Here is a 26,887-nt window from a genome sequence, read left to right on the forward strand (position 1 = left end):
GCGAAAAAATCACTCTCTTTAGCTTTTTCATCATTTACATCCTCCCGTATTTTTTCAATGTTAATTAATCGTAAGAAATAGCAAAAGGTTACAAAAAATACAAAATAAAAAAGGCTGTTGAATCAATTATCAACAGTCTTTTTTATTTTGCATGACAGGGAAAGATACGTTTTTCCACCCCTTCTTCAATCTAATAGGGAAAAAGTGTTTATCCCCCTCACTCCGAGGACAGGATAATAGTAACTTCCCATGCTATTGTCCTCAAAGGAGTTGAAAACAAAATGTCTCGTCACTGGTATCGGCAGCTTCGTTATCCAATCATCGCTCTGGCTGTGACATTAACGCTACTTTGGACACATCATCACCATCGCCTGCCCGCTTCGTACGCGATCGCGACACGGACACATACCGTTACGATTTCTAGCGCTGGCTTTTTGCCCAATCAATTGACTGCACACGAAGGAGAGCAAGTCTCGTTGATGATCGTCAACACCGATACGCGCCCTCACAATCTATCCATTCGTGATCTAAACCTTACATCCACAGAATTGAAGCCGACTCAATCGACTCTCTTACAGTTTTCAGCCGCCAAACGTGGTCGGTATCATTTCGTATCAGACGCACCTGGCTATCCAGAAACAGGCTTCCAAGGCATGCTCGTCATTGACTAGCTTGCACTTCTTCGTCTGGTGAGATTTGCTTCCACCGTCCGAATTTTATCATGAGCAGAGGAATGATCCCGATCGCGGTGATGATTCCAAAAAACAAATAAATAGCGAGCACCGAAAACGAATCTTTAATCCACCCTGCTACCAAATTGCAAAACATCGAACCAAGCCCGCCTCCCACTGAAAAGAAGATGGCCAGCGCCGTCACCTGAAGGGATGCGGGTGTATTTTCGCGCACAAATTGGGCTGCCGTTGCCAAATAAAAGCCTACTGAAATCCCCTGCACAAAGAACATGGCAATCACGGCAGTGGTACTTGGAGCGGAGCTATACCAAAACCAGCGCATCGTGCAAAAAATCGCCGATAGCAAGAGCGTCAACTCCAGTCCCCACCTGCGGACAATATAACCGGCCAGCTTCATAAAAGGAGCCTCACTGCCTGCAAACAACAAGAAGGCAAGACCGATTCCTGCAACCGTCCCTCCGATATCCTGATAAAACAGGGAAAACCAAATATTATTGGCGTTTACAGAGCCCATCATGCAGAACGATGAAATCAAGAACAACGCAAATCGCGGAATTCGTGCCAAATCCCTTATCCCCGCAAGCATACTGACGCGAAACCGCGAAGCCTCTGTCACTTCTTCCGGAACCTTCCGAAGAAACAGAATAGCAATCAGAAACGCAAAGCAAAACGAGTAAAAAAGAACATGTGGCCCCCATTGCTCAACGAGAAGACCCGTGATGAATGCCGCTAGTGCAAAGCCGATTGCTCCCCACAAGCGAATGTCGCCGAACTGAATGCCATGTCCCTTGGCATAACCAAGAGCCAAGCTATCAGAGATGGGAACAACAGCACTTTGAAAAAACGACAACAATATGTAGAGCAAGAAAACGTAGACAAAAGTGGAGACACCCGTAAAGAGGAGTCCCACCAATCCGGTGATGGTCAATGTCAGAATCAGCACAGTTTTGCGAATTTGATAGCGATCACAGATCATACCCCACATCGGCTGTGCCACGATGGAAACAATCGGCGCAACTGCACTGATGAGACCAATTTGGGTCCCAGTTAAATGGATGGATTCGTAGTATTGCGTAATGAGCGGAGCAAAAGCGCCAAACCCGTAGTAAATAAAAAGATAAAGGGCGCAAAGACTTACGTACCTGCCTTTTGCGCCCCCCAGCCCGAAACCGGAAAGTGATTCTGGCATATAACTCTCCTATTTTGAGGTTAATTAACCGTGTAAGAAAACATAACACAGAGCATGCCTACATGATTTATTTTACCGTTGGCAATATTTTCGCCATGTTGACGGTCCGTTTTTTCTCCCATGTAGCCGGGTTGAACTCATCGAACTGCTCCAGGAAGGTGATGACTTCCTTCGTCAATGGAGTCGGCGTCGAAGCGCCAGAAGTAACTGCCACATTTTTCTTTCCACGCAGCCATTCTATGTCGAGCTCTGACAAGTCAGCGATTCGATACGACGGAACATCCGCGATTTCTTCTGAGACCTGTGCCAAACGATTGGAGTTGTTGCTGCGCGGATCGCCTACGACGATGCACAAATCAGCCTCTCCTACCTGCTCCGCTACAGCTTCCTGACGAACCTGCGTAGCGAGACAAATTTCATTATGCACTTCCACGCCAGGAAAACGCTTAAGAATGGCGTCCATCAGATGTTTGACATCCCATTGACTCATGGTCGTCTGGTTCGTAACGATCAGCTTGTCTGTTGGCAGATCGAGTGCGTCCAGCTCTTCCAGCTTTTGAACCAGATGTACGTGATCCGGCGCAATCCCCATTGCACCCTCTGGCTCTGGATGTCCTTTTTTCCCGATGTAGAGCACATGATAGCCTTCCGCTACTTTTTCACGGATCAAATCATGTGTCTTCGTTACATCTGGGCAAGTCGCGTCGACAACGGTCAAGCCTTTATCGCGCGCTTTCTTGCGCACCTCAGGAGACACGCCATGGGCCGTGAAGATGACCGTTCCCTCCTGAATCTGATCCAAGAGAGCCAGCCGATCCTCTCCATCCAATGTTTTTATCCCTTGTTTTTCAAACGCCTCGACGACGTGAGCATTGTGTACGATCATGCCCAAAATATGAATCGGGCGGGGCAAGTCAAAGTTTTGCGCTGTTCGCAGTGCCAATACCATGGCATCTACCACACCGTAGCAATATCCACGGGGGGAAATCTTGATGACTTCCATCTTTACCCCTCCTACTTTTTATAATGCGTAAGCGAAAGACATTTCACCCAATATTATACCTTATTTGTCTCCTGCACGCTTCTGTTCGTAAACCTTCAGATTATTGTAGACAACTTTTAAAAGCGGTGTGGACACGCCTTTTTGTTCTGCTCGCTCCAAGAGGTAGCCTTGAAGATGATCTGCTTCCACCGGAAGACCTTTTTCCATATCGCGCAGCATGGACGATTTCGTTTGAGGACGCTGATTTTGGAAAGTCTCCATCTGTTTATCGACGATATCTGGCTTGATTGGTGCCTCCAAAGCGTTCATGACAGAAGCGATTTCGTCTGCGAGCTGACGTGTCAGCTCTACACCCCAAGCCGATTCCCGGATCGGTCCAACAGCGGAATTCATCAGTGTGGTAATACCGGAAAACGTCGCAATAAACAAGTATTTGTGCCAGGCTTCCCGTTGAATATTTGTACTTGCACGCATCGTTCCGTTGATCTTGGAAAAAGCTTGCTCCATTCGCTCTACACGCTCACTTTTGCCACCTTCCCACTCACCGAAAACCGCATCATGAATAGGACTTGTCTGCACGACATCACCATCAGCATTCAGCGTCGTTTCAATGAAACAAAGACCCCCGAGCACGCGCTCCCGCCCAAAACGATCCCACAACACTTCCATATGCGCAATTCCGTTCAGCAGCGGAATGACGACTGTGTCCTCGCCTACGTACGGAGCGATGGCATCCACGCTATCTTCCAGCGTGTAGGCTTTGTTGGATAACAGCACAACATCAAATGGTCCTGCTTCCTCCCCTGCTTGAATCAGTTGTGGCTGCTCCAAAAGCAAATCTCCATGGATGCTCTGAATGCGCAAGCCTCGCTCCTGCAACTGTTTGTATCTACGCTCACGCACAAGAAACGTTACATCTACTCCCGATTCAACCAGCCTGCCACCAAAATAACCGCCAATGCCCCCTGCTCCCAGTACGAGAACCTTCATCTATACCGCCTCCGCGTTTATAAGTCTTGGTTTGTCTACATTTTATTAGAAAGTAACCATTTTCTAAACCCCACAATATAATGTTAGAAAACCTAACAAACAAAGTAAGAAAACCTCTTGACGAACAATAATAATTGTCGATATAATTCAAAATATAAAAACCAAGCAAAAACCGAACGTTGATAGTGAATTCATAACTTTAATTCGTGAATGGAGTGAATCTTGTTGGATATGAAAACAGTCCTGTCCACAATTGACGCGGAAAAAGTGGAATATGTAGATTTTCGAATCGTTGACCTGCTCGGCCGCCAACACCATGTCACCGTTCCTGCCTACGCGGTAGATGAAGGAACATTCCGCAATGGCGTCGCATTTGACGGCTCCAGTCTAATCGGCTACAAGTCCATTGAAGAAAGCGACATGGTGGCAATGCCCGATCCAGCAACCGCCTTCATCGATCCTTTCGTAGAAGCCAAAACCATGAATATCATCTGCAACATCGTCAACCCAGACAACACCGTCTACACACGCGATCCTCGCGGCATTGCCCTCAAGGCTGAAGCCTATTTGCAACAATCCGGCCTCGCTACCGCTGCTTACTTTGGCCCTGAATCCGAATTCTTCCTCTTTGACAACGTACGCTATGCCTCTGGTCCGTCTGGTTCCTTCTTCCACATCGATTCAGAAGAAGCTTTCTGGAATACGGGTAAAGAAGGACAAAACCTCGGCTACAAGGTACGCAACAAGGGCGGATACTTCCCTGTTCAACCAACCGATTCCCAAATGGATATCCGCAATGAAATGTGCACGCTGATGACAAAATGTGGCTTGCATGTCGAGCGCCATCACCATGAGGTGGCAACAGCCGGTCAAGGTGAGATCAATTTCCGCTTTGATACACTGACTCGTACAGCAGACAATTTATTGCTATTCAAATACATCGTGCGTAATGTAGCTGCCAAACACGGCAAAACTGCTACCTTCATGCCAAAACCAATCGTTGGAGACAACGGATCTGGCATGCACGTTCACCAAAGCTTGTTTAACGGCGATACCCCGTTGTTCTATGAGCAAGGCGGTTACGCAAACCTGAGCGAGACTGCGCTGCACTACATTGGTGGTATTTTGCACCACGCCCCTGCGTTGATCGCCCTGACTAACCCAAGCACCAACTCGTTCAAGCGGCTGGTTCCCGGCTACGAAGCACCAGTGAATCTGGTCTTCTCCAAAGGAAATCGCTCTGCTGCCGTTCGGATTCCGATTGCTGCCGTTACGCCAAAAGCATCCCGCATTGAGTTCCGCACTCCGGACTCTACTGCTAACCCGTACTTGGCTTTTGCCGCCATGCTGATGGCTGGCCTCGATGGCATCAAGCGCAAGCTCAACCCGCGTGAACTGGGCTTTGGGCCAATGGATAAAAACATCTACGACTTGTCCGATGCGGAAAAGCACGAGATCAAGAGCGCTCCCGCCTCTCTCACAGAAGCACTTGTCGCATTGGAACAAGACCATGATTTCTTGCTCGAAGGGAATGTTTTCACAAAAGAAGTAATAGAAGGCTGGATTGCACAAAAACGTGGTGAGATTGAACAAGTCGAGCGGACAGTGAATCCAAAAGAGTATGAGCTGTATTACGACCTATAAACAAAGAAACAGCCCTTCTCTAATGAGGAGGGCTTTCACTTTGTCCCGAATAAAATGCTGTTTCCATTCACAAATTAAAGTTGTACTGTGAAAAAAACAGATGATCGGATGAACATAGACAATGGTGAATCGAACGATAACCCACTTGCTCTTTTGTTTTGCTGCCATTCTTCTCTTAACCATTAGCTATCCTGTAGAAATTGAAATCGGTCAAAAAATTGTTTACGCCGAGCATTCGTTACCAATCATTAGCGACCAAGGGATTTTTACACTTGAGGTTTATCCCAGGAAACACAAGTTAATTGTCAAAAAGCATGGGAAAACAATAAAAACGTATCCCGTTGCCGTTGGTAATCCTTCTACTCCTACACCAGTTGGAGAATACAAAGTCATATACAAAGGAAAAGATTGGGGACCCTCATTCGGTCCACGATGGTTAGGTTTAAACGTCCCTTGGGGAATTTATGGCATCCACGGCACAAACAAGCCATATTCCATCGGACAGCATTTGAGCCATGGTTGTATCCGCATGCGAAATAACGACGTCATCGAACTGTTCAAGATGATTCCACTCGGAACAAAAGTAACGATTTATGGTCATGTATTAGGGGACCTGAGCCACGATCCTAGAGATTTAGCCGAGGGAGACGTTGGTGGAGATGTTCAGCTCATTCAATCTCGATTGAAGAGCGCTGGTTATTATCACGGAATATGCGATGGCAAGTTTCGATCCTCGACAACTGCGGCTCTAAAGAAATTTCAACGGGATCGAAAATTAATACCAAACGGTGTCGTGTCCAGCAAGGTTTACCAAGAGCTGGGACTGCTGGAATAGCTCCCAACAAGATTCATGATCACTACATGAACCTTTTAAACATACTTCCAAGCCCATTTGCTCCTTGGAACGTTCTGAATACCTCGTTTGCTATGCGTACACCATTTAAAATGGTACCCATATCAAGGTTTAGATTGGAAACCCTTGGAGGTCGAGACTCTTTTCTCGTCCTACGGCTTGTTTTTGCCCACTCTTGATAATACTGACCAAGGGATTCAGGATTTTTTTGCAGCTTTCTGACCGAAACCTTATTTGACTTGAGCCAGTCAGAGAACTCAGGGGTAAAACCATTGATTTTTCTAGCCAATTTTCCTCCTCACCTCCATTCGTAAATGAATAATGCAAAGGGATTGTATGTCCCTTTGCATTACTTTGTTACCCTAACAATCACAACCGACAATTACCAACAAAATGAAAAGGACCAGGATCAGAGCAAAGTCATCGAAGCCATCAAAGAAACCCATTCTGTCTCCCCCTTTCCTTAGACACACTACTCTATGCGCTTTTCTCATGATTTGCCTGTACCCTCACCTAATAGCAAAAGGACGCAAGCATTTGCCTGCGCCCTTTTTCGCAAGTGCCTCCGATTTTATTCGTACAAAAAATAGAGCCCAGAACTCTACTTATTAGAGTCTGGGCTCAATCTATTACTGGTCTAATTTACTTTATGACCACTTTACCTCTACGGAGTCAATGATCGCTTGTCTTAAGAAGGAGGTGTTATTATTGTTACGGTTCCATTGGAATTTGATTGTTTGGTCACCAGTACCAAGTGCCACAACTTGATCTACATACCATGTGGTGGCATTTGCAGGGAGTGTAAGTTTAAGAGAGCCATTAACGAAAACCTGGAGGTCGCATAATGGAGTTGTACTTTTGGAAGAGTCACATCTGGCATTGAACTTCAACTGTGCAGTAGTTGCACCCGCTGGGACGGAAACGGTAAATTGAGTCGAAGAAGACGCTCCTACAGCTGGTACTGTACTGATAAAAGCGTAAGTGGATTGATATCCTCTAGTTACTCGCGTCCAATCTCCAGAGAAATTAAAGTTCATGTTAGCATCTTCAAAATCTTCTAGGATAGTTGTGGGTGTTACTCCACCGCCACTGCTTGACAAGGTTGTACCATATACTGAGGTACTAGTTGTGGTTCCATAACTGTTAATCCCGATGACAAAATAGCTGTAGGTCGTATTTGCAGAAAGACCTGTGTCTTGATAACTGGTTTGAGTAGTTCCTGCTACGATACGAACACCATTACGATAGATATCATAAGTGGTAGCACCTGATGCAAAGTAGTTCAAGGTTAAGCTAGACGTTGTTGGAGAACTTACTGTCAAGTTAGGAGTTCCAGGAGCAGACCCAGAAGAAGCTGGTGTAATGTTCAATGTAATTGGACCGTATTTTCCTGCTCCATGGTTATAACCGTAAACTTTCAAGTACACCACTTGACCAGCGGAAAGCGAATATATGATTTTAGGTTGCGAGCTACCTGCACCGTCATCATCTTGAGCCAAGATGTTTTGGGAACTGTCTAATAGTTGCATGTAAGAATCAAACGAAGCTGTAGTGGTGAATGTGTAACTACCAGTGTTTGGTGCTGTGTATTTGAAGTATAAATCTTTTGTATCCTGCAAGGTTCCACTTGCATTCGTTCCAGAAACCACAATAGGGTTGGTGAAAGTATCTCCTGGAGTTCCTCCGCCACTACCGTTGGTTGTGAAGGTAACTGCTATGCTATCAATAAAAGCTGCGTCTAATCCTTTAGCTCCTTCCATACTCTTTTCCCAATATAAATCTACCCGATACTTCCCCCCCGGCTGAAGAGATTTAGTTTTTGTAATGTAGTTTGTATCTATTCCATAATGAGCGACTAAAGGAATACCATTAATTAAAACTACCAAGGTATCATAGCTACCCGAATCGACCCTGGTTGTTATACTAATCTCAGGATTGATTGCATTGGTTGGTACCTGAAATGTCATTTTACTTGAGGCACTTTTAAAATGATCAATTGGAGGGGTTCGTAACACTGTACGCCCTTGGTCAGTACCAAGAATAAAGTCCCCTGTTAGATTAAAGTTGAAAGATGAGTCAGAGAAATCTTCCATTGTAGATGAAAGCAGTACAGGATAAGTTGGTGGAGATGGAAGAAGAGAAATTGGCAATCCAATTAGTCCACGTCCGTATTCATTCTGAGTACCATAAGGTGTTACTCCTTGGTACAGTTTATCACGCAATTGTTGTGCATTTAGAGATGGGTAAGCCTGTTTGATTAAAGCCATGACTCCTGTGGCAAACGGGGTAGCACACGAAGTACCATAGTATGCATCAGTGTATCCTCCCGTTTTGGTAGTAGCTGGCTGACCTGTATAACTGGCAATATCTAGGTAAGGACCACTGCCAGAAGTATTAACACGATCTAATTGTTCTATAGATTGTCCTAACTCAACAGAGCCAACTGCTATTACTTTATCAAAGTGTCCGGGATATCTCACAGTATCCTTATTAGGGTCTAGGTCCCCAAAATTACCGGCAGCTGCTAGAATTGGTACCCCTTTAGCCTCCAGTGCGTCACAAGCAGCTTGCAGTGCAGAGCCACCTGTGCTAAGTTGTACGTTGCATAATACTACATCAATATCAAGAGTAGCTGCATACTCTAGTGCTTCGACAACATTACTGGTGTTTGTACGCGCTTCATTGTCCCTCACAAAGTAACAACAAATAGAATATAGCTCCGCTTCGTAAGCGACCCCCTTAATTCCACGATTGTTATTACCTCGCGCAGCGATAACGCCCGCACTACAAGTACCATGTCCATCTCCAGGAGAAATATCGGTTCTATCAGGTGAATCAGTAATAACATTCCATGCTCCCAAGAGATTAGGAAGATCTTCGTGAGGATTAATTCCTGTGTCAATTACTGCAATTTTCACTCCTGCACCAGTGTATCCAGCCTCCCAAAAGTTCCGAGCCATAGCAACCTGAATTCCCCAACCCTCTTTTTCAGTTGACGATGGAACTCGACCTTGAACCTCTTGATCAATACTCTCAACAAGCTTGTGAGATAACAATTGTTCGACCTGTTCATCATCAATATGAACTACAGCGAAACGATCAAAGGCTGGTGTACGGAACTTTTTTAGTACCTTACCACCAAATTGCTTTACGATCTTGTCTTGCTCTTTCTCACTCACTCCGTCGATAAAGTTAACGATATAACGCTGGGGAATCTTTTTAGAACACTCTCTGTTCCGCAGTTCTTTTTTTCGCATACTTTCTCTCCTTTAGTCTGTTAATCGAAAACGCAAACAAAAAACCACCCGGCGTCCCGAGTGGCTTGGTTTCTATTTGCTTGTTTCCATTTTATCAGAGAGTCCTGTTTTCTAGCTGAATCATCCATTAGTGTAAACTTTTGTAACTAAGTGTCAATTACATCTCCTATTGAAGGACGTGACAAGTTGCGAGGTCCGCTCTCCCTATTGCAGTCCGATTTGCGACTTTACTTGCAGAATTCCGCCTTGGAAAGAAAAATTCGCATTTGCTCCAATCGACCCTTCTCCCTTATACATGTAGACGATCGTGTGTCCTTCCTCTCCCTTTTTCCCAACCTCAGCAAGCAGTTCGCCTTCTCCGCCCACTATTTTTTTCACTTCCTCCAAGCTCATCCCATTTTCAATCTGTTCAAATTCACCCTTCGTGATCGTTGCTTTCTCTGTCTCTGCAGGAGCAGTCGCTTCTTGTGCTGGTGTAGCTGGCGCGGTTGCTTCAGCTGGAGCCGTGCCAGCTGGCGTTGTTGGCACAGGTGCTACCGTATTCGTTGATTGCCCGGAGCTACATCCAGCCAACATGATGGCGAAAGCCACTATGAAAAAAGCCATTTTTTTCAAAGAAATTCCCCCTTAATTGAAATAAATCTCTCCTACCATAATCCAAAATATGACTACCAACAAGAATAACAGCCTGACAATTCTCGACACAAAAAGAGCCTCGTACAAGGCTCCCTTTGCGTTGTCATTACTTTTTTACATAAAGCTGGTACATCTCGGTTTCTTCATCAGTTGCTTTTGCGATTCGAAAAGCTTTTTCCACGCTTTTCTTGTTTTGAATTACCTCGTAGAAAAAGCGCAGGGCGAACATCAGCGCAGAGCTTCCGTCCGGGTAATCATCTGGCCCAATATACATATGGCAACCACTTTCCAGAAAGGCCTTCGCTAATTTGGGATCACCCAGCGAGCATCCGTTACCTAACACGATTTTTCCATCCAGCTTGGCAAAACGTCTAACCTCGTCAGGACCAAAATTATCCTTTGGTTCTCCTTCCTCGTAAACGTCCTCGCCCAGCTCTGGCATAATGAGGCTTCCCTCATCGCCATGGAAATTCAGAATAATCATGTCGGTATTTGGGTAGAGGTCGCTGCCATTCAATACATCGATCAAATCGCTTGGTCGACCAATCCAGTACGTAAAGACGCGAGCTCCAAAATACTCAAGTGTATTTCGGATTGCTTGGCTATCCTGGTCCGTATCCGGACCGACTACTAGGGCAACATTCATTTCAGGTTTACTCATTGTGATATTCCTCCATTTGGTTGTAAGTGGTTTTTATTTATGGGTAAACAAAACCATTTACGTGGAGGGGGTCGGGCCAACTGGTGAATGGCAAGACGTTACTTCTTGGTCATCATAATATAGGTAAACTCCTCTTCAATTGGAAAATTTTAAAATTTAAAGCAGTATATCACTCAGAACCTATAATGTAAAGGTTTTCCATCTACCAAAAACCTACTTCTTGATTGGCTCTTCCGGCCACCCTGGACCACCAAAATCATAGGACATCGGTCCATTGCTCTTCTCGGACTGGAACTTACCTGTTCTAACATCCAAAAAGTCTATTCTTACCCGATTGTGTGTGCTAATGACCGTGATGATCATCACATTGCGAATTCTGTTGTCTTTTTCCAAACGCTCTACTAGAATATGCTGATCGTATGAGATAATTTCGGGCTCTGGTGGCTTCAAGTTGTATTTCTTTTCAAGTCTCTCGATTGTTTCCTTATCTATGCCTTCGATTTTTCTCTCGGGATCCTGCAGTCCATACTGTGAAACTAATGCTGCGTCTGTCTGGCCATCCTTTTTCAAAACATGCTCGTACCCTTTTGCTACGATATACACTTGGACATCGGGATGCTTTTCGAGATCTTCCACCATGAATCGCTCCACGAATGTATGTGCCTCGCGCTCGATCAGCTCATTCTGAATGACCGCCAAAGGCTCTCCCCAAGTACCAGAAGAACTAGTCACAAGCAGCAAGCAAAGAAGCCATGTCAAAGTTTATTCCACCTCCTGTTTTGCAGCGATTACGCAAACCCTTTTTTGATTTTGGACTTGATGTCACGATACAGCTCTCCGTATGTAATCGCATGCTCGATATGCGAATAGGAAAGAACGGAATCGCCATCCTTGCTCTCGCAGCAAGCAAAGAACAGGCTTTCCATCAGATTATGATTTTCGATGGAGTTGGTAATATGAACGCACTCCTCAATCGAATCCTGAGCGTCATGCTTGTAAAAAAGAAACGTCCCTTCTTTGAACGCTCCTTTTTTGTTGGCGTCTTTCCAAATGAGCATGCCCAAGGTAATAAAGTACCCTTCCTGGAAGCGGATGACACCTGTAATGACGGAATTAATCGTAGTCGGAATGATCGCAATCGAGTCATTGAGCTGATTGACGTATTCATACAACACTATATTGGATTCTCGAAGATCAGCGATTGGTACATGAAGAAGCTGCTTGTCTCTTAATTTTTCTACGAGCTGCTGAACGCATAGCGTCTTATTCAAAGTTGAAATCACAACCTCATCACTTCTCCCATTGTAAGTAAGTGCCTTCTTTACGTTATTCGTGATGAATGGACATATCCCTACAAAATTCGTACAAATCTTCTTACCTTTTCAGCGAAAATCAAGTTTTCCCATATTTTATTTTTTTTACCACAACCTATCAAACAAACAAGCGTATAAACTATCAGATTGGTTTAGGGGGTTACGGTTGTGAAACTCGCGGAAGCGTTAATCATTCGTGCCGATTATCAAAAGCGAATCGAACAGTTAGGGGACCGCTTGCACCGCAGCGCAAAGGTCCAGGAAGGTGAACAGCCTCCAGAAAATCCTGACGATCTCTTATCTGAGCTGTATCAGTTGTTTGACCAGCTCGAGCGTATTGTTCAGCAAATCAATCGAACCAATGCGTCTTGCCGCTTTAACGAAACAATGACGCTCTCCGATGCGTTAACCAAACGTGATGTTCTCGGTTCAAAACGCAATGAGCTGGCCGACCTGATCAAAGAAGCTACAGTCAAGCATGATCGCTACAGCCGTTCGGAGGTCAAGATTTGCTCGACTGTTAATATTGCCCAGTTGCAAAAGCAAGTCGACGAGCTGTCCAAGCAGTACCGGGAACTAGATGCAAGCATACAACAATTCAACTGGTTAACGGAGCTGCAAGAAACCTGACGTAAGAGACATGGAAGTCGGTAGTCTGTCTGCAAAAGGCGAACACGTCCCCATTCAACAGGGTTAATGTTGAAAACTCATTGGTCGGGTCGAGGGGCAACCCTGAGGGTTCAAATCCCTCTCTCACATAAAACGCCCAGTAATGTGACATGAGTAATGCGTACTTGGTATTGTAACTACCGTGTGTTGATTTTGTCTGACAGACGAGGGTGGGTACGGGGATCATTCCATGTAAAAAAGCCCTTCACGCCTTTATGTGGCGAGAAGGGCTTCTTGGCGCAAATTTACGCCTTTCCTTTTAGGTAATCATCCTTTATCTTCTTTTCCTGTTCAGCGGTGGTCATGTCTTTCTCCAACACTTGATACATCAGTTCATCCTTCACTTGGCGAGGGATTCCTTTTTCCTGATGATTCGGGACAGATGAACTCGAGACAGAGTCATGTTCCATACTGCGTACCTCCATGGCTTTTTGGGGTTAGCTTACCCGAAAGCGCCCACTCCATTCACCACACCCGCTGAACACTGAGCATTTTTCTCAGCTCGTCGACCGAACGTGGAATATTTCCGCCCAACTCTCGCTTCCACTGCTCAGGCAGTGCCTCCCACACATCAACGAGCAACGGCATACCCAGATGGAGGCTTTCCAGCATGTCTCTGTTTTCCAATGCCTCCTGCGGATCTCCCGCGAATACAAGCCTACCTTCATCCATGATGCAAATCCATTCCGCCCATTCAAACGCAATATCCATATCGTGTGTTGCCATCAAAACAGTCGTTCCTTGCCGGTGAATAGCATCGAGCTCCCGCAGCAAATTTTTGGTCTGATAGCGATCCAGATACGCAGTAGGCTCGTCTAATAGCAAAAGCTCTGGCTCCATGACCATGACCCCCGCGAGTGCCAGTCTCCGTTTTTGCCCCAGGCTCAAATGATGAATCGGAGCTTCAGCCAGCTCTCTTAACCCGAATGCATCCAGCACCTTTTCTACCTTTGCTCGGATTACGTCCACAGGCAGCTTCTGATTGCATAAACCGTAGGATATATCTTCCCCCACTGTGCTTGCGATCAACTGATGCTCGGGATCTTGAAAGACCAAGCCTACCTTTTGCGTCATCTCTTGCAATGCGGCCCGTTTGTAGACAAGCGGTTTCCCCTTCCACAGCACCTGTCCCTGCTGTGGCTCGATGATCCCGTTTCCATGCAAGAACAGGGTCGACTTCCCACAGCCATTCCGTCCCAAAAGAACACATTTTTTCCCCTCTGGAATCCATAAGGACAGCCCTGACAGGACTGGTCCCCGCCCTCCTGGATACGTGTACTGCAAATCGATGAACTCCAACAACCGTGATGTCATAACCGCCAACCTCCTGTCCACCACTCAAGCAGCACCAGCAGGATACAGCCTGCGATTGATTCCCACTCATAGCGGCGCGAGCGGGCATGGGAATGAAACGAGAGCACCTGCATGCTCTCCCCGAAACCTCTTGCCGCCATTCCTTTGTGCAGGGCTTCGTATTTGCGCATCGCTCTGACAAACAATTGCGCAACGAGAACCCCTGCATCCCGAAGTGTCGCCCGGAAGCCGCGATGACCTCCGCGCGAACGTTGGGCAATCCAGATCTGGTGAGAAATCGTTACCAACACAAAAATAAATCGATACATGATCATTAATAAATCAGTCACAAGAACAGGCATATGAAGCCGGCGAAGCACCTGCAAGATTTCGGCAAACGGCACGGTAAACAAAAGGAAAGCAAAGCAGGATAAGCTCGCCATGGTCCGCCAAAATAAGATCCAAACTTTACTGAAGGAGGACACCGGCACATAGAGCACATACGAACCCAAATCCCATGCTGCCGCGACCTGGACCTGTACTCCTCCTGCTCTCGCCCCTTCAATCAATAGTGCAGGGAGCCCCGCCGCGAAAAACGAGAGTGACACGATCATAAAGGCACAGTAGATACGGACAGGAATACGGGCATACACCACTACCCATACCGTCATCCAAACCACGACCGCCATCTGCATCCATACATGTCCCACCAGGACGAGCAGTAGCATTGCACTCGCCAGCAATAGCTTATGAGCTGGCGGCAGATGTTTTAGCCTGTTTTGATAAGAGAGAGAATCAAGCTGCAACCCGTTCATTTTTTGCGTTTATCCAACCGACCTTTGTACAAGCCCACGGCGTAGCCAACCACTCCCGCTCCCAACGCCGCCTGCACCGCAAACAATAGACTCTCCGTCTCTCCCCCTGGCGGTTCTATTAGCGGTTGAAACCATGGTTCGTAGTTCGGAGCTATTTCCTTGATCGCTTCTTCTGCCACGCCGTCTGCGCCGCCAAATTCCGAATCCTGCACCAGCAACAGCGGGACAGTAGCCAGTACGATTACCCCCAAGAGTAAAAGCCAGTTCCATCCTTTTTTCACAGCGATTCCTCCCGTTTGAGCAAACGAAGCTGTGTAAGCTCTTTTGCGTTATAAGATAACAACCAGTTCCAAACAAGAACGGTCAACAGACCTTCACTGATGGCGAGCGGTACTTGCGTGAACGCAAATATTCCTGCGAATTTGGCAAACGAAGCCAACACTCCGCCAGATTCAGCTGGAAATGCGAGTGCCAGTTGAAGCGAAGTCACCACATAGGTAGCGAGATCAGCCAAAGCCGCCGCCGCAAAAACCGCCAGCCGCTGACTTCCGGCCACTTTCATAATCAACCGATAGATTCCGTATGCCACCATCGGTCCTACCACTGCCATGGATACAGCATTTGCCCCTAGCGTAGTCAAACCTCCATGCGCCAAAAGCAAGGCTTGAAACAAGAGCACCATACTCCCTAACACAGACATCGCAAAAGGCCCAAACATAATGGCGCCAAGGCCCGTTCCAGTCGGGTGAGAGCTGCTGCCTGTAACCGAAGGGATTTTCAATGCAGATAAAACAAAGGCAAATGCTCCTGCAACGCCAATAAGGAGCTTCATCTCGGGATGTTCTTTTACAATCTTGTTAATCGAGCGAATCCCAAGAATAAAGAATGGCAAGAACACAGCCCACCAAAATAAGGCCCAGGATAATGGCAAATACCCTTCCATGATGTGCATTGCATGTCCTGTCTCAGGTTCATTGAGCAAAAAATACAAGACAAAGCCCGCGATCATCAAACAAGTAGATACGAGACGAGATCGATTCATGTTTATCCTCCTTCACTGACTTTCATTCTTTCCTCCAAACAAAAAAATCCCATCCATCAGTGGACGAGATGTGCACACAAAACAACAGACTGACTAGACAGCCTCATTGCCTCGTATTCACCGCTCCTTTCCGCGAAGGTTCTGTGGGTGTGGCTACTAGGTAGGTCTCCTGGCTTCCAGATCCATGCGCTCCTTGTCCTTCCCCATACGAAGATGAGTGGTTTCCTTTTCAAAGAGAGCTCCCTGGTTACAGTGGCGGGACCGCTCGGGACTTTCACCCGATTCCCTGTTACCCTTTATGCGTCACATAAAGGCACCTAACGCCGACTATATGCAATTGACTGACAATTCATGTTTGTCCCACATCATTATACCGGATCACTACATAAATCGGAAGAATATAAGCAAAAACGCATAAGTCGATGACCCGCTACAAAGGAGCCATCGACCTATGCATACTTATTCTTTCTATTCTTTTGCGTCTACGCCAATTACTTCGCTAATATGTTTAAAACCATCGCGTTGCATGAGCTTGAGCAGTTTTTTGTTGATTTGTTTGGCGATACCTGGGCCCTGATAAATCATCCCCGTATACACCTGAACAAGACTGGCTCCTGCCCGGATTTTCGCGTAGGCATCTTCGCCGTTATAAATACCGCCGACACCGATGATTGGTACCTTGTCCCCTACTTCTTGATAAATCTCCTTCACCCAAGCAGTGGAACGCTCTGTAAGAGGTCTACCGCTCAGTCCGCCCGCTTCCTCGGCAAATCGATGTCCGGAAACGGCCTCACGTGACAGTGTCGTATTGGTAGCAATAATTCCGGAAATGCCTTCTTCTACAGCAGCGTGAACAACATCGCGCATGTGCTCATCTGACATGTCTGGCGCTACTTTTAGCAAGATCGGCTTTTTCTTGATGGAACGCCCTTCCATTTCGGTTGCCTTTTCTTTTACTGCACGCACCAAATGACGCAAGCTCTCCGTTTCCTGCAAGTCACGAAGATTCGGGGTATTCGGAGAGCTGATGTTAATGACGAAATAGTGACCGTATGCATAGAGCATGTCCATACATTTGCTATAGTCAATGGCCGCCTCTTCATTCGGCGTTACTTTGTTTTTCCCAATGTTAATCCCAATCGGAACATCTGAGTATGCGTAATCGACTAAGTGCTGGGAAGCCAAATACGCACCGTGATTGTTGAAGCCCATCCGGTTAATGACAGCTTGATGTTCCGGCAATCGGAACAATCGAGGCTTCGGATTGCCTGGCTGCCCCTGTGGCGTCAATGTCCCGATTTCCACAAACCCAAAACCAAGAGCACCCAACGCATGATAAACTTCTGCATTTTTATCAAAACCGGCTGCAAGTCCGACTGGATTCGGAAAAGTCATTCCCCACAGCTTATTCTCCAACCGCTGGTCTTTTACCTGATAGATCATCTTCAGGATGCTTTTGCCTGGAGCAGAATCCTCCACCAGCCTTAAGGCACCAATTGTCTTTTCATGAATCTCTTCCGCATCTTGCTGGAACAGATATTTTCTTATGAGCTGATACATCGGCTGCACTCCTTACTCCGTTTCTACCTTTTTACCTCATAGTAGAATACCATACTTTTTCGGGAGGATGTAACCTTTATACGTGATACATATTTCCAATCAAGCAGGCAAATCCTAACAGCACCACCACACACAGGGGGATAAGTCTTTCATGAAGGTGAACGACTAAAGGGGTTCGTTCGTGAAATGTTGAGTACAGTTACGCCTGCTTTCGTACAAAAAAGCTCCGAAGAACAGGTAGCCGAGCAAATTCGCGGGACGTTTCTAAAAGGAGTCAAGACAGGGGTTGATCTATATAGCTTGGAGGAGAGTTTAAATAAAAAAACTGCTTGCCGTAAGCTCGGACAAGCAGTTTCTTCATTGCTTTTTACCGTTGAAGCTAGTTTTTCACCAGCAAAACTTCTTCGATAGAAGCATACGGCAGGTTATGCGCATCAGCGACAGCCTTGTAAGCTACTTTTCCGTCGATGACGTTTACGCCTTTTGCCAATGCTTTGTTGTCGCGAATCGCTTGTGCGTAGCCTTTGTTCGCCAATTGTACCGCGTAAGGAACAGTTACGTTGGTCAGGGCCAATGTAGATGTACGAGCGACTGCACCAGGCATGTTCGCTACCGCGTAGTGAATCACACCATGCTTCTCATAGGTTGGCTTGTCATGAGTCGTGATGCGGTCAACGGTTTCGATCGATCCGCCTTGGTCAATCGCAACGTCTACGATCACTGAACCAGGTGACATCTCTTTTACCATGTCTTCTGTTACCAGACGCGGAGCGCGAGCACCTGGAATGAGTACAGCGCCTACCAGCAAATCTGCTTTTTTCACAGCGTTTGCGATGTTGAAGGAATTGGACATCAGCGTCTGAACGCGACCTTGGAACAGGTCATCCAGTTGGCGCAGACGGTCTGCGTTTACATCGATAATGGTTACATTTGCACCCAGTCCAAGCGCCATTTTCGCTGCGTTTGTTCCTACGATCCCGCCGCCGATTACGACTACCTCGCCTTTTGGCACGCCTGGTACGCCACCGAGCAGAACGCCTTTTCCACCGTATTGCTTTTCCAGGAATTGCGCGCCGATTTGAACGGACATGCGACCTGCTACTTCAGACATCGGCATCAACAGTGGCAGAGCGCCATTGTCGAGCTGGATGGTTTCGTAAGCGATTGCAATCACTTTTTTATCGAGCAATTCACGAGTCAATTCAGGCTCTGGTGCGAGATGCAAATACGTGAACAGAATCAGACCCTCACGGAAATATCCGTATTCAGCAGGGAGTGGTTCTTTTACTTTCATGACCATGTCAGACGCCCATGCCTCTGCTGCTGTCTCTACGATCTCAGCGCCTACTGCCTTGTAATCTTCATTCGTAAAACCACTGCCTTGCCCTGCACTTGTTTCTACACGAACCAAATGTCCGTTTTGTACCAGAGCAGCTACACCTGCCGGAGTAATGGCTACGCGGTTCTCATTATTTTTAATTTCTTTTGGAATTCCAACGATCATGATAAGTATGTCCTCCTTGGAAACGCCAATTTCTTTGCGGTTACTATTATTGTACAGCGTATCTTCGGGCATACTCCTTGGAGATTCCTTTAATTTTAGCATCTTTTCATTTGTGAAAATTCACAAACGAACTACTGTTCCCTATCTAATTTGGCTATTTTCAACTCTAAATATAAGGCAGCCCGCTGGTTCATATTGTCGAGGTCGACACGCATGATCTCCTCAATTCGTCTCAGCCGGTAGCTCAACGTATTGATGTGGATATGCAAACGCTCTGCTGTCTTGTTGACCTTGCCAGCGGCATCCAAAAAAGTTTCCAAAGTCGTCAAGAGCGTGGTCTGGTTCTCGCGATCGTACTGTCTGAGTTTTTCCAACCGTTCATTCTGATAGCCCTGCTCCTCTTCCCACTGCTTCAGTTGAAGTAAATAGCGATAAATCCCCAACTCGTGGTACCCGTGAATCCCTTCATTTTCCTGAGGAAACAGCTTTTTGATCTTGAGTGCATGCAGCGCTTCCCTGTAACTTTTCACAATATCCGTATAAGACTTGTAATCTCTCCCGTACCCGGCAATCACCTGGCGTCCTTCTGTGACATGTGCTTCGAGCTTGCCGAGCGAGTCTGCGAGGAACTGTTCCACCTTGCGAATGAGCACGTCGCTCTTCTCTTTTTTCGCATCGGACAGACCGATCAATAAGATGATTTGTGATCCGTCGACAACCCATAGCAGCTTGTCACGCATTAACAACGGATATAAGTACTGATCTAGACGGGTTCCTGCCGCTTCTATAATACAAATTAAATAAGAGGTCGGAAGCTGCATCTGCAAGGTGTCCGCTTTTTGGCGAATGCCAGCCTCACTGCTGTGATTCCCCAGCAACAGCTCCCACAGAAATTCCTTGCGTCGCTGTTCTTCCGCCTTGCGTTTTCCCTGCCGTTGGATGAGACGCGAGACAGCTACACGTGCTGCCTGACGAAGAATTTCATCATCTTCCTGGGTAATTGGTCGATTCACCTCTTGTGCCCAAATGTAACCGAGCACGTCGCTCCCTCTGCGAATGGCAATCGCTACACGCTTCCCCAAGCCGATTTCGTCCTTAGCCGGGATGTGTACGGGGTTGTCGTGCGTTAACAGCTCCTGGAATACGCCGTCCTTCCAGAGGCGCGTCAGCACTTTTTCCGGTACCCGTCGCCCCATGATGGTAGACCAGCGCGCTTCATCTGTGCTTTCTCCGTGTGAGCTGTAAGCAATCAGTTTATGATCGGCATCTTCAACCGTAATCGGATTTTGCAAAAGTTCTCCAATGACATCAGCTAATTCGTCGATATCAGCATGCTGATACTGTTGAAAATAGTTAGGCTCTACGGGCACACTTTCACCTCTTTACCGCTCTTTTCTACGTGTTCCTCTATTATAGTAAAAAACATGACTTCGCTAAACGCTCTCGCTCCATTAATGAGGAGCGGTTGGAATCCTGTCGCTGTCATGCGAATTGACACAAAGGAATCTGGTAACCTCGCCTGTACGGTTCACCCAGTTGTGTGGCACGGATGAATCCATGTGAATGCTGTCGCCAGGGAACAAATCATGCTCCTCTTCCTCCAGTAAAAGTGTCAGCACACCATCCAGGACATAAATAAACTCTTGCCCCTGATGAACAAAAGGCGTGCCTTTTTCTCCATGCGGGGATAGCGTGACGAGAATCGGTACCAACGTCGGATTCTCCAAATCACTGGACAGGTCCTCATACACAAAAGGCGCATGCAGAAGCCCAGATCGCTCCTTGCTCGCCCTGCGTACCTGCTCATTCCCTCCACTCGACTCGCCCGAAAAGAAATAGCCTGGGCTCACTCCCAAGGCTTCCGAAATTTTTTTCAATGACTCCAGCGTAATGGAAGACTTCCCACGCTCTACTTGGGACAAAAAGCTGATCGACAGCTGTGTTTTTTTCGCAATTTGTTTGAGTGTCTTCTTTTTGCCGACACGAAGCGATTTGATTAATACACCAATGGTGGGTTCCATTTGCATACCTCGCCGTAAAAAGGATAGGTCTATCATACTCTTTCCCGAAAAAAGTTGTAAAGTTAGCATAAGTATCAATTTTTACTATTGCTGGAAATTGTCTTGCATTTTATAATCTTTATTATTATTTGAATTTGTGATTGTTTTATTTTCACAAATTGAAGTGGCACTTCAATATCTACTGACAAAGGATCCTGATGAAAGGATGAATGTCATGCTCGTATTAAGCCGTGAAAACATTGAACAAATCTACACGATGAAAGATTGCTTGGAAGATGTGGAACACGTCTTCCGTGAGCATATGCTGGGAAATGTCACCACCCCTGTTCGTACTGCCATTGACCATCCGAAATACGGAGCAACCAGTCTATACATGCCGTCCTATTTGGAAACGGACGATTATGTAGCGGTAAAAATCATCAGTATTTTCCCGGAGAATCACAAACACGATATCAAAGCACTCCAAAGTGTCATCGTGTTGACCGAAGCAAAAACGGGACAGCATGTGGCGATGATGGACGCGAGCCTATTGACGATTATGCGCACAGGTGCAAGCAGTGGCGTTGCAACCAAATACTTGGCAAAAGAAACTGCGCAAAACTGTGCTGTATTGGGATGCGGAGCACAATCCATCGGACAGATTCAAGCCGTCATGGAGGTCCGTCCGCTGACAAACATTTATCTCTATAACCGCACACGTCAGAAAGCGGACGAAATGAAACAAACACTACTCTCCCTTTATCCGGAGTGGCAAGGCGAAATCACGGTTTTGGATGATGCCAATGAAGCGGTTGCGAATGCCGAAATCGTGATTTGCAGTACCAAGGCTACCAGCCCGTTGTTTGATGGAGCACGCTTGCGTCCTGGTACGCATATCAATGCCATCGGTGCTTTTCTTCCTCATATGCAGGAGGTTGATTTGACTACCGTACAAAACAGCAAAGTCGTGGTCGATACACTGGAGGGAGCCCGGCACGAAGCAGGCGATCTGCTCATTCCGATCGAACGCGGGGAATGGAGCTTTGAGCAAATGCACGCTGAGCTAGGAGACATTCTGATTGGGAAAAAGCCCGGCCGAGAAAACGAGGAAGAAATCACGCTGTACAAATCAGTGGGTATTGCCTACATGGACACAGCCGTAGCCAAAACGGTCTATGAACGGGCGAAAGCAAATGGCATTGGAACAGAAATCATCTTGTAAATCTTCTCTGATAGAAAAACAGCCGCCTTCCCAACCGGGATTTGGCGGCTGTTTGCTTTTTCCTGTTTACAAAAGTCGTGCGATTGCATCGAGAATCTGCTCTTTTTGAAAAGGCTTTACGACGAAATCACTCGCTCCTGTCCTCATCGCTTCCAGCACCTTCTGCCGGTGCCCGACTGCCGAGCAGATCAAAATTTTGGCATCACGGTCAAAATCCAAAATGTGACGCATGGCTTCAATCCCGTGCATGTGCGGCATAGTAATATCCATGGTGACAATATCTGGCCTGAGCTCCTTGTACTTTTCAATTGCCTCCAAACCATTGCTCGCTTCTCCACAAACTTCATGTTGCTCGCCTAACATATCCGTCAGCACCCTTCTCGTGAAGGCTGCGTCATCTACTATCAGCAATCGGGCCATGCAATCTTATCCCCTCGCATCTCGCTTGCTATTCTACCTCCTACTTTTGCAGAAATCGCAAGCCTTGTCCACGAGAGAAAATGACTTCTTTTGTCGAATGGAGCGGAATCCGATCGGCTTTATGAAATAAAACCGATTCGCTCACTGCTCTCATTCGAAACGCTCTCGCTGGCGAGTTCGGCTGTTCCGCTCGACGCCAGAGGGCTTTCTGGTTTCGGGTGTGGAGTGGTCTCTCCAATCTCCGGTCGATCGACCTGTGTAACCTCATCAGGAATATGAATCTGGGGGATTTCCACCATATCGTTTTCCATCGCGTGTACACCTCCCTTCTGTTCCCTCTTGGCAGGGGGATATGTTCTCCATATGCTTAGGCTGTCCGTATCCCTTTTTTCCATGCACAACCCTCCGAGAACCGATATAATAGGCATGACGTGTATCTATATTTTTAAGTGGATTATGCTTTTTTTTCTATGGAGGAATCCCGCATGCCAAAGCTGCTGCCATTTCCCGTCTTATTTACCGGTTTGGTAGTCGGGCTGCTTCTGCTCATTACCAGTCAATTCGTTACAAGTATGAAGCATCTCGATAAAGTCATAAATAAAAGCAGCCATTCTTCTGACAAAGTGCGTGTCGCCCTATTGCTGGAGGGCCCCACATATGATCAGGGCTGGAACAGCAGTGCACTGGAGAGTATGACAGAACTGCAAAAAAGATTTAACTTTTCACTCGAAATCGCCAATAATATAAAACCGGAGCAGATCAGAAAGGTGGCTGAGAAATATGCAGCCAGCGACTATGATCTCATACTCGGTCATGGCCTCATCTTCTCTGATCCTTTTACAGACGTAGCGCTTCGCTATCCGAAATCACACTTTGTTTCCTTTAACGGAGAGGCTCCACATCCGAATCAGACGACGATTCGTTACGATATGAAGCCTGCCGGCAAGCTCGTCGGTATCCTTGCCGCCAAAATGACGAAATCGGATAAAGTCGGATACATCATGGTGGACAAGCCCACTGAGTTAACGCAAGTAGAAGGCTTTATCGAAGGAGTGAAAAAGGCATCACCCAACACTACTATCGTTATTGGAAAGGTACCTGATTTCAATGATAGTACGGGGGCCATTCGCACGACTCGCAACATGATTTCGCAAGGCGTGGATGTTATCTACACCACAGGCGACAGCTTCAATCTCGAAGTGATTACAGAAGCGCAGCGCGCAGGAGTATTTACCATCGGATATATTGCCGATCAAAGCTACATCGCTCCAGAATACGTGCTGGCCTCCATGATGCAGGATGTTCGTCAGTGCTACCGCATCATCATGGAACAGTTTATTCAAGGGGATCTCCCTAATGGAAAAGTCATGTACGGACTTGCAGAAGGGGTCAACCATCTCAGTCAATTCGGACACATGGTGCCAGAAAATGTACGTAAAGATTTAGAACGGGAACTGCAAAATCTCATTCCTTCCCGTGGCTCGTATGGAGGTTAATCAGCATGCCCCTTTTCAGCAATCTCGGATTTCAGAAAAAAATCATGCTCAGCTATCTCGTAATGATGCTTCTCATCGGTTGCGTAACGACTCTTTTCAGTTATCAAATGACCAAAGTCACCTCTGATGAAGTGTATTTAACGCAAAACCTCTTACCGCAAACGAGTGCCTTATTGGAAGTCAAAAACCAGATATACACCAAGACATACGCCTTGAACATGTATACATTGACACGCGACGAGTCTTACCTGGATCAGTACTATACAAATCTAATCGATACGGCGCGCTTTTCCTCGCTTCCCAAAACCGAAGCCAACAGTGGCTTGTTTACCATTATTGAATCGATATCAAAACTGGATTTTATTTTTCTGAACAAAATCAATCCGTTGCTGCAAGCGGGGAATGTTCCTGCCGTCAGCTATGTCCTTACCAATGAAGTACAGCCATTGCTCGATCGGTTTGAACGGGATCTGTCTTTTTCACTCAATCAGCTGGAGTATCAGACGAATAAAGAGTTTCAGGATTCGAATGAGAGCATCAAAGTTTCGTTGATTCTGACCTATACGGTTTCCGTAGCCTCTATCTTGTTTGGGCTATTCTGTACGTTTTACTTCCGCAATGAGCTGTTGCGCCCGATTCAGTCTCTCATGCAACAAGCCCGTGAAGTATCGAAAGGAACATTCGGTCAGCAAATCGTCTATACCCATCAAGATGAATTCCTTGAGTTGGCGCAGGAGTTCAATAAAATGTCGAGTAGTATCGCCAATCTATTCGCGCAAGATGAACGGCAACGGCAAATTTTGACCGAAGAAAAAAACATCCGGGAGCAAATCTTAAACTCCCTGCCTGTTGGGATTATTACACGCTCCCATGCGCCAGTCGGTCTTCATGTAAACCAGTTGGCGCAGCATTTAGTCAAGCTCGACGATCTTGGCTACCCGGTGTCTAAGGATTCCTTTGAAGCACCCACAAGCAATGAGCCGACTCCCTGGTTCGTCAATCGCAAAATGACCTTGTACAAAAAAGACGATACACCATTCATTGCTCTGGTCTCCTACATCCCTTTACACAATCATCACCACGATCAGGAAACCGGGTGGATGGTCGCCTTCTTGGACATTACGGAGCAGGAACAAATTCAAGAGTACTTGAATCAATCTGAGAAGCTGGCCATGGTCGGTCAGCTAGCAGCGGGAGCCGCTCATGAAATTCGCAATCCGCTAACAGTCATCTACGGCTTTATTCAGCTATTAGAACAGCGTTTATCTGATCAAGAGCGCGATTTGTACTATTTGCCCTTAATCTTGCAGGAAATTGAACGGGTCAACCGCATCGTGACGGAGTTGTTGATGCTCTCCAAACCATCCAAGCCCGATTATCGCGAGGTTGCGCTAACCGGTGTCATTCATTCGATTCTTCCCTTGATGAATGCCGAGGCTATGCTGCATGGGATTGAAATCGTAGACCGCTGTGATCCGAGCATTCGCATTCACGTCGATGTCGAGCAATTAAAGCAAATCCTGTTAAATTTAATGAAAAACAGCATTGAAGCCATGAAAGATGGCGGCGTTCTCTCCATCGAAAGCCGCCTGGATGATCAAGCTGTCCATATTCATGTCAGAGACACGGGAGAAGGCATTCCCCAAGAATATCTGGTGCGTATATTCGATCCGTTCTTCTCCTTAAAAGAGGATGGGACTGGACTGGGGCTGCCAATTTCGCGGCGAATGGTTGAAAACCACGGTGGGGAGCTGCACGTGAACAGCAAGCTGGGGAAAGGAACGGAAATCATCATTACGCTGCCGCTTACACCAAAAGAAGATTAGACTTGCGCATCCAGCCAAGCGAACATCTTGCGCGTGTACATCTCCATATCTTCCCCGACAAACAGATGGCTGGCCCCTTGCGCCAGCCATTTCTCATACGGTTTGCCTGCCAGCGTCAGCGCATCTGCCAATTTATGAGCATGCTCCACTCCCACATTCTCATCTTCCGTTCCATGTATGATTAGCACAGGACAAGAAATCTCGTCCATCCGGTACAAAGGTGTCCGATCGCGGTAAGCATCCTCCTGCTTACGTGGATGACCGATGATTCTGCGCAGCATCCTTCTCAGATCAACCCGCTCCTCATAGGTCAAAAACATGTCGCTGACGCCACTCCATACGACGCAAGACAGCACGCCCTTGCACTCTATTGCGGCAAACAAAGCCATGATACCACCGCGTGAAAAGCCGTAGACGCTGATTCGCTCCTTGTCTACCCTCTCCAGTCTACGGAGCAATTCAAATGCGGCAAACACATCATGCCTGTCTGCCCCACCGAATTCATCCCGGCCCTCTCCGCCTTCGTTGCCACGGTAATGAGGAGCGAGGATCACGTAGCCAAAAGCAGCCATCTGACTAATTCTCTCGGGTCTGACGCGTCCCACTCCTTTAATCCCACCTCGACAATACAGGAGAGCCGGCAGACATGCTCCCTCCTGAAAATACACCTCCGGCACAGCCAATGCAGCTTTTACCAGCAAGTCTTGACTGTAGTAGCTGACGGTGTAGAGCCGCACTCCCGGATAGACTGTCTCCTCAGGTGTACATGCGACAAATGGTGAAGTATCTAGCTGCATCCTGC

General features: G+C 46.8%; 29 protein-coding genes and 1 riboswitch. Of the genes, 7 read left to right on the forward strand and 22 right to left on the reverse strand.

Going from position 1 to position 26,887, the window contains the following annotated elements; all coding sequences use genetic code 11:
* Positions 1-281 precede the first annotated feature (281 nt).
* Positions 282-671, forward strand: a complete 390-nt coding sequence (locus tag HP401_RS24405; RefSeq protein ID WP_173606889.1) for a cupredoxin domain-containing protein — start codon at positions 282-284, stop codon at positions 669-671.
* Here HP401_RS24405 and HP401_RS24410 read toward each other — a convergent pair.
* From HP401_RS24410 to panE, 3 genes are all read right to left on the reverse strand, one after another.
* Positions 661-1,881 carry an MFS transporter gene (locus tag HP401_RS24410; protein WP_173606890.1) on the reverse strand — a complete coding sequence of 407 codons (1,221 nt, stop codon included), beginning with the start codon at positions 1,879-1,881 and terminating at the stop codon, positions 661-663. The two genes, HP401_RS24405 and HP401_RS24410, sit on opposite strands and share 11 nt — an antisense overlap.
* A 67-nt stretch (positions 1,882-1,948) precedes the next feature.
* Positions 1,949-2,884, reverse strand: a complete 936-nt coding sequence (locus tag HP401_RS24415; protein ID WP_173606891.1) for a 4-hydroxy-3-methylbut-2-enyl diphosphate reductase — start codon at positions 2,882-2,884, stop codon at positions 1,949-1,951.
* Between the two features lie 60 nt (positions 2,885-2,944).
* On the reverse strand, positions 2,945-3,874 hold the full coding sequence (panE, locus tag HP401_RS24420; protein WP_173606892.1) for a 2-dehydropantoate 2-reductase: 930 nt from the start codon (positions 3,872-3,874) through the stop codon (positions 2,945-2,947).
* A gap of 225 nt (positions 3,875-4,099) precedes the next feature.
* On the opposite strand from panE, the gene glnA reads away from it, so the two are divergent.
* Entirely contained in the window at positions 4,100-5,518 is a 1,419-nt protein-coding gene (gene glnA / locus HP401_RS24425; protein ID WP_173606893.1) for a type I glutamate--ammonia ligase, read from the forward strand.
* Positions 5,519-5,639: 121 nt separating this feature from the next.
* Complete coding sequence (locus tag HP401_RS24430; protein WP_173606894.1) at positions 5,640-6,353, forward strand: L,D-transpeptidase family protein; 714 nt, start codon at positions 5,640-5,642, stop codon at positions 6,351-6,353.
* A gap of 22 nt (positions 6,354-6,375) precedes the next feature.
* On the opposite strand, the gene HP401_RS24435 is transcribed toward HP401_RS24430, so the two are convergent.
* From HP401_RS24435 to HP401_RS24465, 7 genes are all read right to left on the reverse strand, one after another.
* Positions 6,376-6,660 (reverse strand): hypothetical protein, encoded by a 285-nt coding sequence (locus tag HP401_RS24435; RefSeq protein ID WP_173606895.1) that lies wholly within the window; start codon positions 6,658-6,660, stop codon positions 6,376-6,378.
* Positions 6,661-6,733: 73 nt separating this feature from the next.
* A complete protein-coding gene (locus tag HP401_RS35750; protein ID WP_081437273.1) occupies positions 6,734-6,865 on the reverse strand; it encodes a YjcZ family sporulation protein in 132 nt (43 codons plus the stop codon).
* A gap of 153 nt (positions 6,866-7,018) precedes the next feature.
* On the reverse strand, positions 7,019-9,628 hold the full coding sequence (locus tag HP401_RS24445) for a S8 family serine peptidase (protein WP_173606896.1): 2,610 nt from the start codon (positions 9,626-9,628) through the stop codon (positions 7,019-7,021).
* A gap of 204 nt (positions 9,629-9,832) precedes the next feature.
* Positions 9,833-10,234 (reverse strand): hypothetical protein, encoded by a 402-nt coding sequence (locus HP401_RS24450; protein WP_254457173.1) that lies wholly within the window; start codon positions 10,232-10,234, stop codon positions 9,833-9,835.
* A gap of 136 nt (positions 10,235-10,370) precedes the next feature.
* On the reverse strand, positions 10,371-10,925 hold the full coding sequence (locus tag HP401_RS24455) for a delta-aminolevulinic acid dehydratase (RefSeq protein ID WP_173606898.1): 555 nt from the start codon (positions 10,923-10,925) through the stop codon (positions 10,371-10,373).
* 213 nt (positions 10,926-11,138) lie between these two features.
* Entirely contained in the window at positions 11,139-11,684 is a 546-nt protein-coding gene (locus HP401_RS24460; protein ID WP_137032719.1) for a hypothetical protein, read from the reverse strand.
* A gap of 29 nt (positions 11,685-11,713) precedes the next feature.
* Positions 11,714-12,208, reverse strand: coding sequence for a hypothetical protein (locus tag HP401_RS24465; RefSeq protein ID WP_173606899.1), 495 nt, complete (start codon positions 12,206-12,208; stop codon positions 11,714-11,716).
* A 198-nt stretch (positions 12,209-12,406) separates the two neighbouring features.
* Between HP401_RS24465 and HP401_RS24470 the strand changes: the two genes are divergently transcribed.
* Positions 12,407-12,868 carry a DIP1984 family protein gene (locus HP401_RS24470; RefSeq protein WP_015893161.1) on the forward strand — a complete coding sequence of 154 codons (462 nt, stop codon included), beginning with the start codon at positions 12,407-12,409 and terminating at the stop codon, positions 12,866-12,868.
* 284 nt (positions 12,869-13,152) lie between these two features.
* Here HP401_RS24470 and HP401_RS24475 read toward each other — a convergent pair whose 3' ends face one another.
* The 9 genes from HP401_RS24475 to HP401_RS24515 all read right to left on the reverse strand — a co-directional run bounded on the left by HP401_RS24475 (position 13,153) and on the right by HP401_RS24515 (position 21,142).
* A complete protein-coding gene (locus tag HP401_RS24475; protein WP_172801895.1) occupies positions 13,153-13,317 on the reverse strand; it encodes a hypothetical protein in 165 nt (54 codons plus the stop codon).
* A 55-nt stretch (positions 13,318-13,372) separates the two neighbouring features.
* Positions 13,373-14,221 carry an energy-coupling factor ABC transporter ATP-binding protein gene (locus HP401_RS24480; RefSeq protein ID WP_173606900.1) on the reverse strand — a complete coding sequence of 283 codons (849 nt, stop codon included), beginning with the start codon at positions 14,219-14,221 and terminating at the stop codon, positions 13,373-13,375.
* Positions 14,218-15,015: a cobalt ECF transporter T component CbiQ gene (gene cbiQ / locus HP401_RS24485; protein ID WP_173606901.1), complete on the reverse strand. Its 798-nt coding sequence runs from the start codon at positions 15,013-15,015 to the stop codon at positions 14,218-14,220. The genes HP401_RS24480 and cbiQ overlap by 4 nt, the downstream gene beginning before the upstream one ends.
* Positions 15,012-15,296 (reverse strand): energy-coupling factor ABC transporter substrate-binding protein, encoded by a 285-nt coding sequence (locus tag HP401_RS24490; protein WP_016742903.1) that lies wholly within the window; start codon positions 15,294-15,296, stop codon positions 15,012-15,014. Before HP401_RS24490 ends, cbiQ begins: the two co-directional genes overlap by 4 nt.
* Positions 15,293-16,057, reverse strand: a complete 765-nt coding sequence (locus HP401_RS24495; RefSeq protein ID WP_016742902.1) for an energy-coupling factor ABC transporter permease — start codon at positions 16,055-16,057, stop codon at positions 15,293-15,295. The genes HP401_RS24490 and HP401_RS24495 overlap by 4 nt, the downstream gene beginning before the upstream one ends.
* A 142-nt stretch (positions 16,058-16,199) precedes the next feature.
* Positions 16,200-16,393: riboswitch (cobalamin riboswitch) on the reverse strand.
* Between the two features lie 132 nt (positions 16,394-16,525).
* Complete coding sequence (locus HP401_RS24500) at positions 16,526-17,617, reverse strand: quinone-dependent dihydroorotate dehydrogenase (protein WP_173606902.1); 1,092 nt, start codon at positions 17,615-17,617, stop codon at positions 16,526-16,528.
* 379 nt (positions 17,618-17,996) lie between these two features.
* Positions 17,997-19,121: an alanine dehydrogenase gene (gene ald / locus HP401_RS24505; RefSeq protein ID WP_173606903.1), complete on the reverse strand. Its 1,125-nt coding sequence runs from the start codon at positions 19,119-19,121 to the stop codon at positions 17,997-17,999.
* A gap of 131 nt (positions 19,122-19,252) precedes the next feature.
* Positions 19,253-20,491, reverse strand: a complete 1,239-nt coding sequence (locus HP401_RS24510; protein ID WP_173606904.1) for a PucR family transcriptional regulator — start codon at positions 20,489-20,491, stop codon at positions 19,253-19,255.
* 81 nt (positions 20,492-20,572) lie between these two features.
* Positions 20,573-21,142, reverse strand: coding sequence for a helix-turn-helix domain-containing protein (locus HP401_RS24515; RefSeq protein ID WP_173606905.1), 570 nt, complete (start codon positions 21,140-21,142; stop codon positions 20,573-20,575).
* Between the two features lie 214 nt (positions 21,143-21,356).
* On the opposite strand from HP401_RS24515, the gene HP401_RS24520 reads away from it, so the two are divergent.
* The gene (locus HP401_RS24520; protein ID WP_173606906.1) at positions 21,357-22,343 is read left to right on the forward strand and encodes an ornithine cyclodeaminase family protein; all 987 of its coding nucleotides are present in this window, start codon (positions 21,357-21,359) and stop codon (positions 22,341-22,343) included.
* Between the two features lie 66 nt (positions 22,344-22,409).
* Here HP401_RS24520 and HP401_RS24525 read toward each other — a convergent pair whose 3' ends face one another.
* Positions 22,410-22,763, reverse strand: a complete 354-nt coding sequence (locus HP401_RS24525; RefSeq protein ID WP_173606907.1) for a response regulator — start codon at positions 22,761-22,763, stop codon at positions 22,410-22,412.
* Between the two features lie 119 nt (positions 22,764-22,882).
* On the reverse strand, positions 22,883-23,074 hold the full coding sequence (locus HP401_RS24530; RefSeq protein ID WP_041749638.1) for a hypothetical protein: 192 nt from the start codon (positions 23,072-23,074) through the stop codon (positions 22,883-22,885).
* A 174-nt stretch (positions 23,075-23,248) separates the two neighbouring features.
* On the opposite strand from HP401_RS24530, the gene HP401_RS24535 reads away from it, so the two are divergent.
* Positions 23,249-24,259: a BMP family ABC transporter substrate-binding protein gene (locus HP401_RS24535; RefSeq protein ID WP_173606908.1), complete on the forward strand. Its 1,011-nt coding sequence runs from the start codon at positions 23,249-23,251 to the stop codon at positions 24,257-24,259.
* 5 nt (positions 24,260-24,264) lie between these two features.
* Complete coding sequence (locus HP401_RS24540) at positions 24,265-26,085, forward strand: ATP-binding protein (protein WP_173606909.1); 1,821 nt, start codon at positions 24,265-24,267, stop codon at positions 26,083-26,085.
* Here the strand turns inward: HP401_RS24540 and HP401_RS24545 are convergent.
* Complete coding sequence (locus HP401_RS24545) at positions 26,082-26,882, reverse strand: alpha/beta hydrolase family protein (RefSeq protein WP_173606922.1); 801 nt, start codon at positions 26,880-26,882, stop codon at positions 26,082-26,084. The two genes, HP401_RS24540 and HP401_RS24545, sit on opposite strands and share 4 nt — an antisense overlap.
* Positions 26,883-26,887: the final 5 nt, after the last annotated feature.

The organism is Brevibacillus sp. HB2.2, assembly GCF_013284275.1.
Classification (GTDB): domain Bacteria; phylum Bacillota; class Bacilli; order Brevibacillales; family Brevibacillaceae; genus Brevibacillus; species Brevibacillus brevis_D.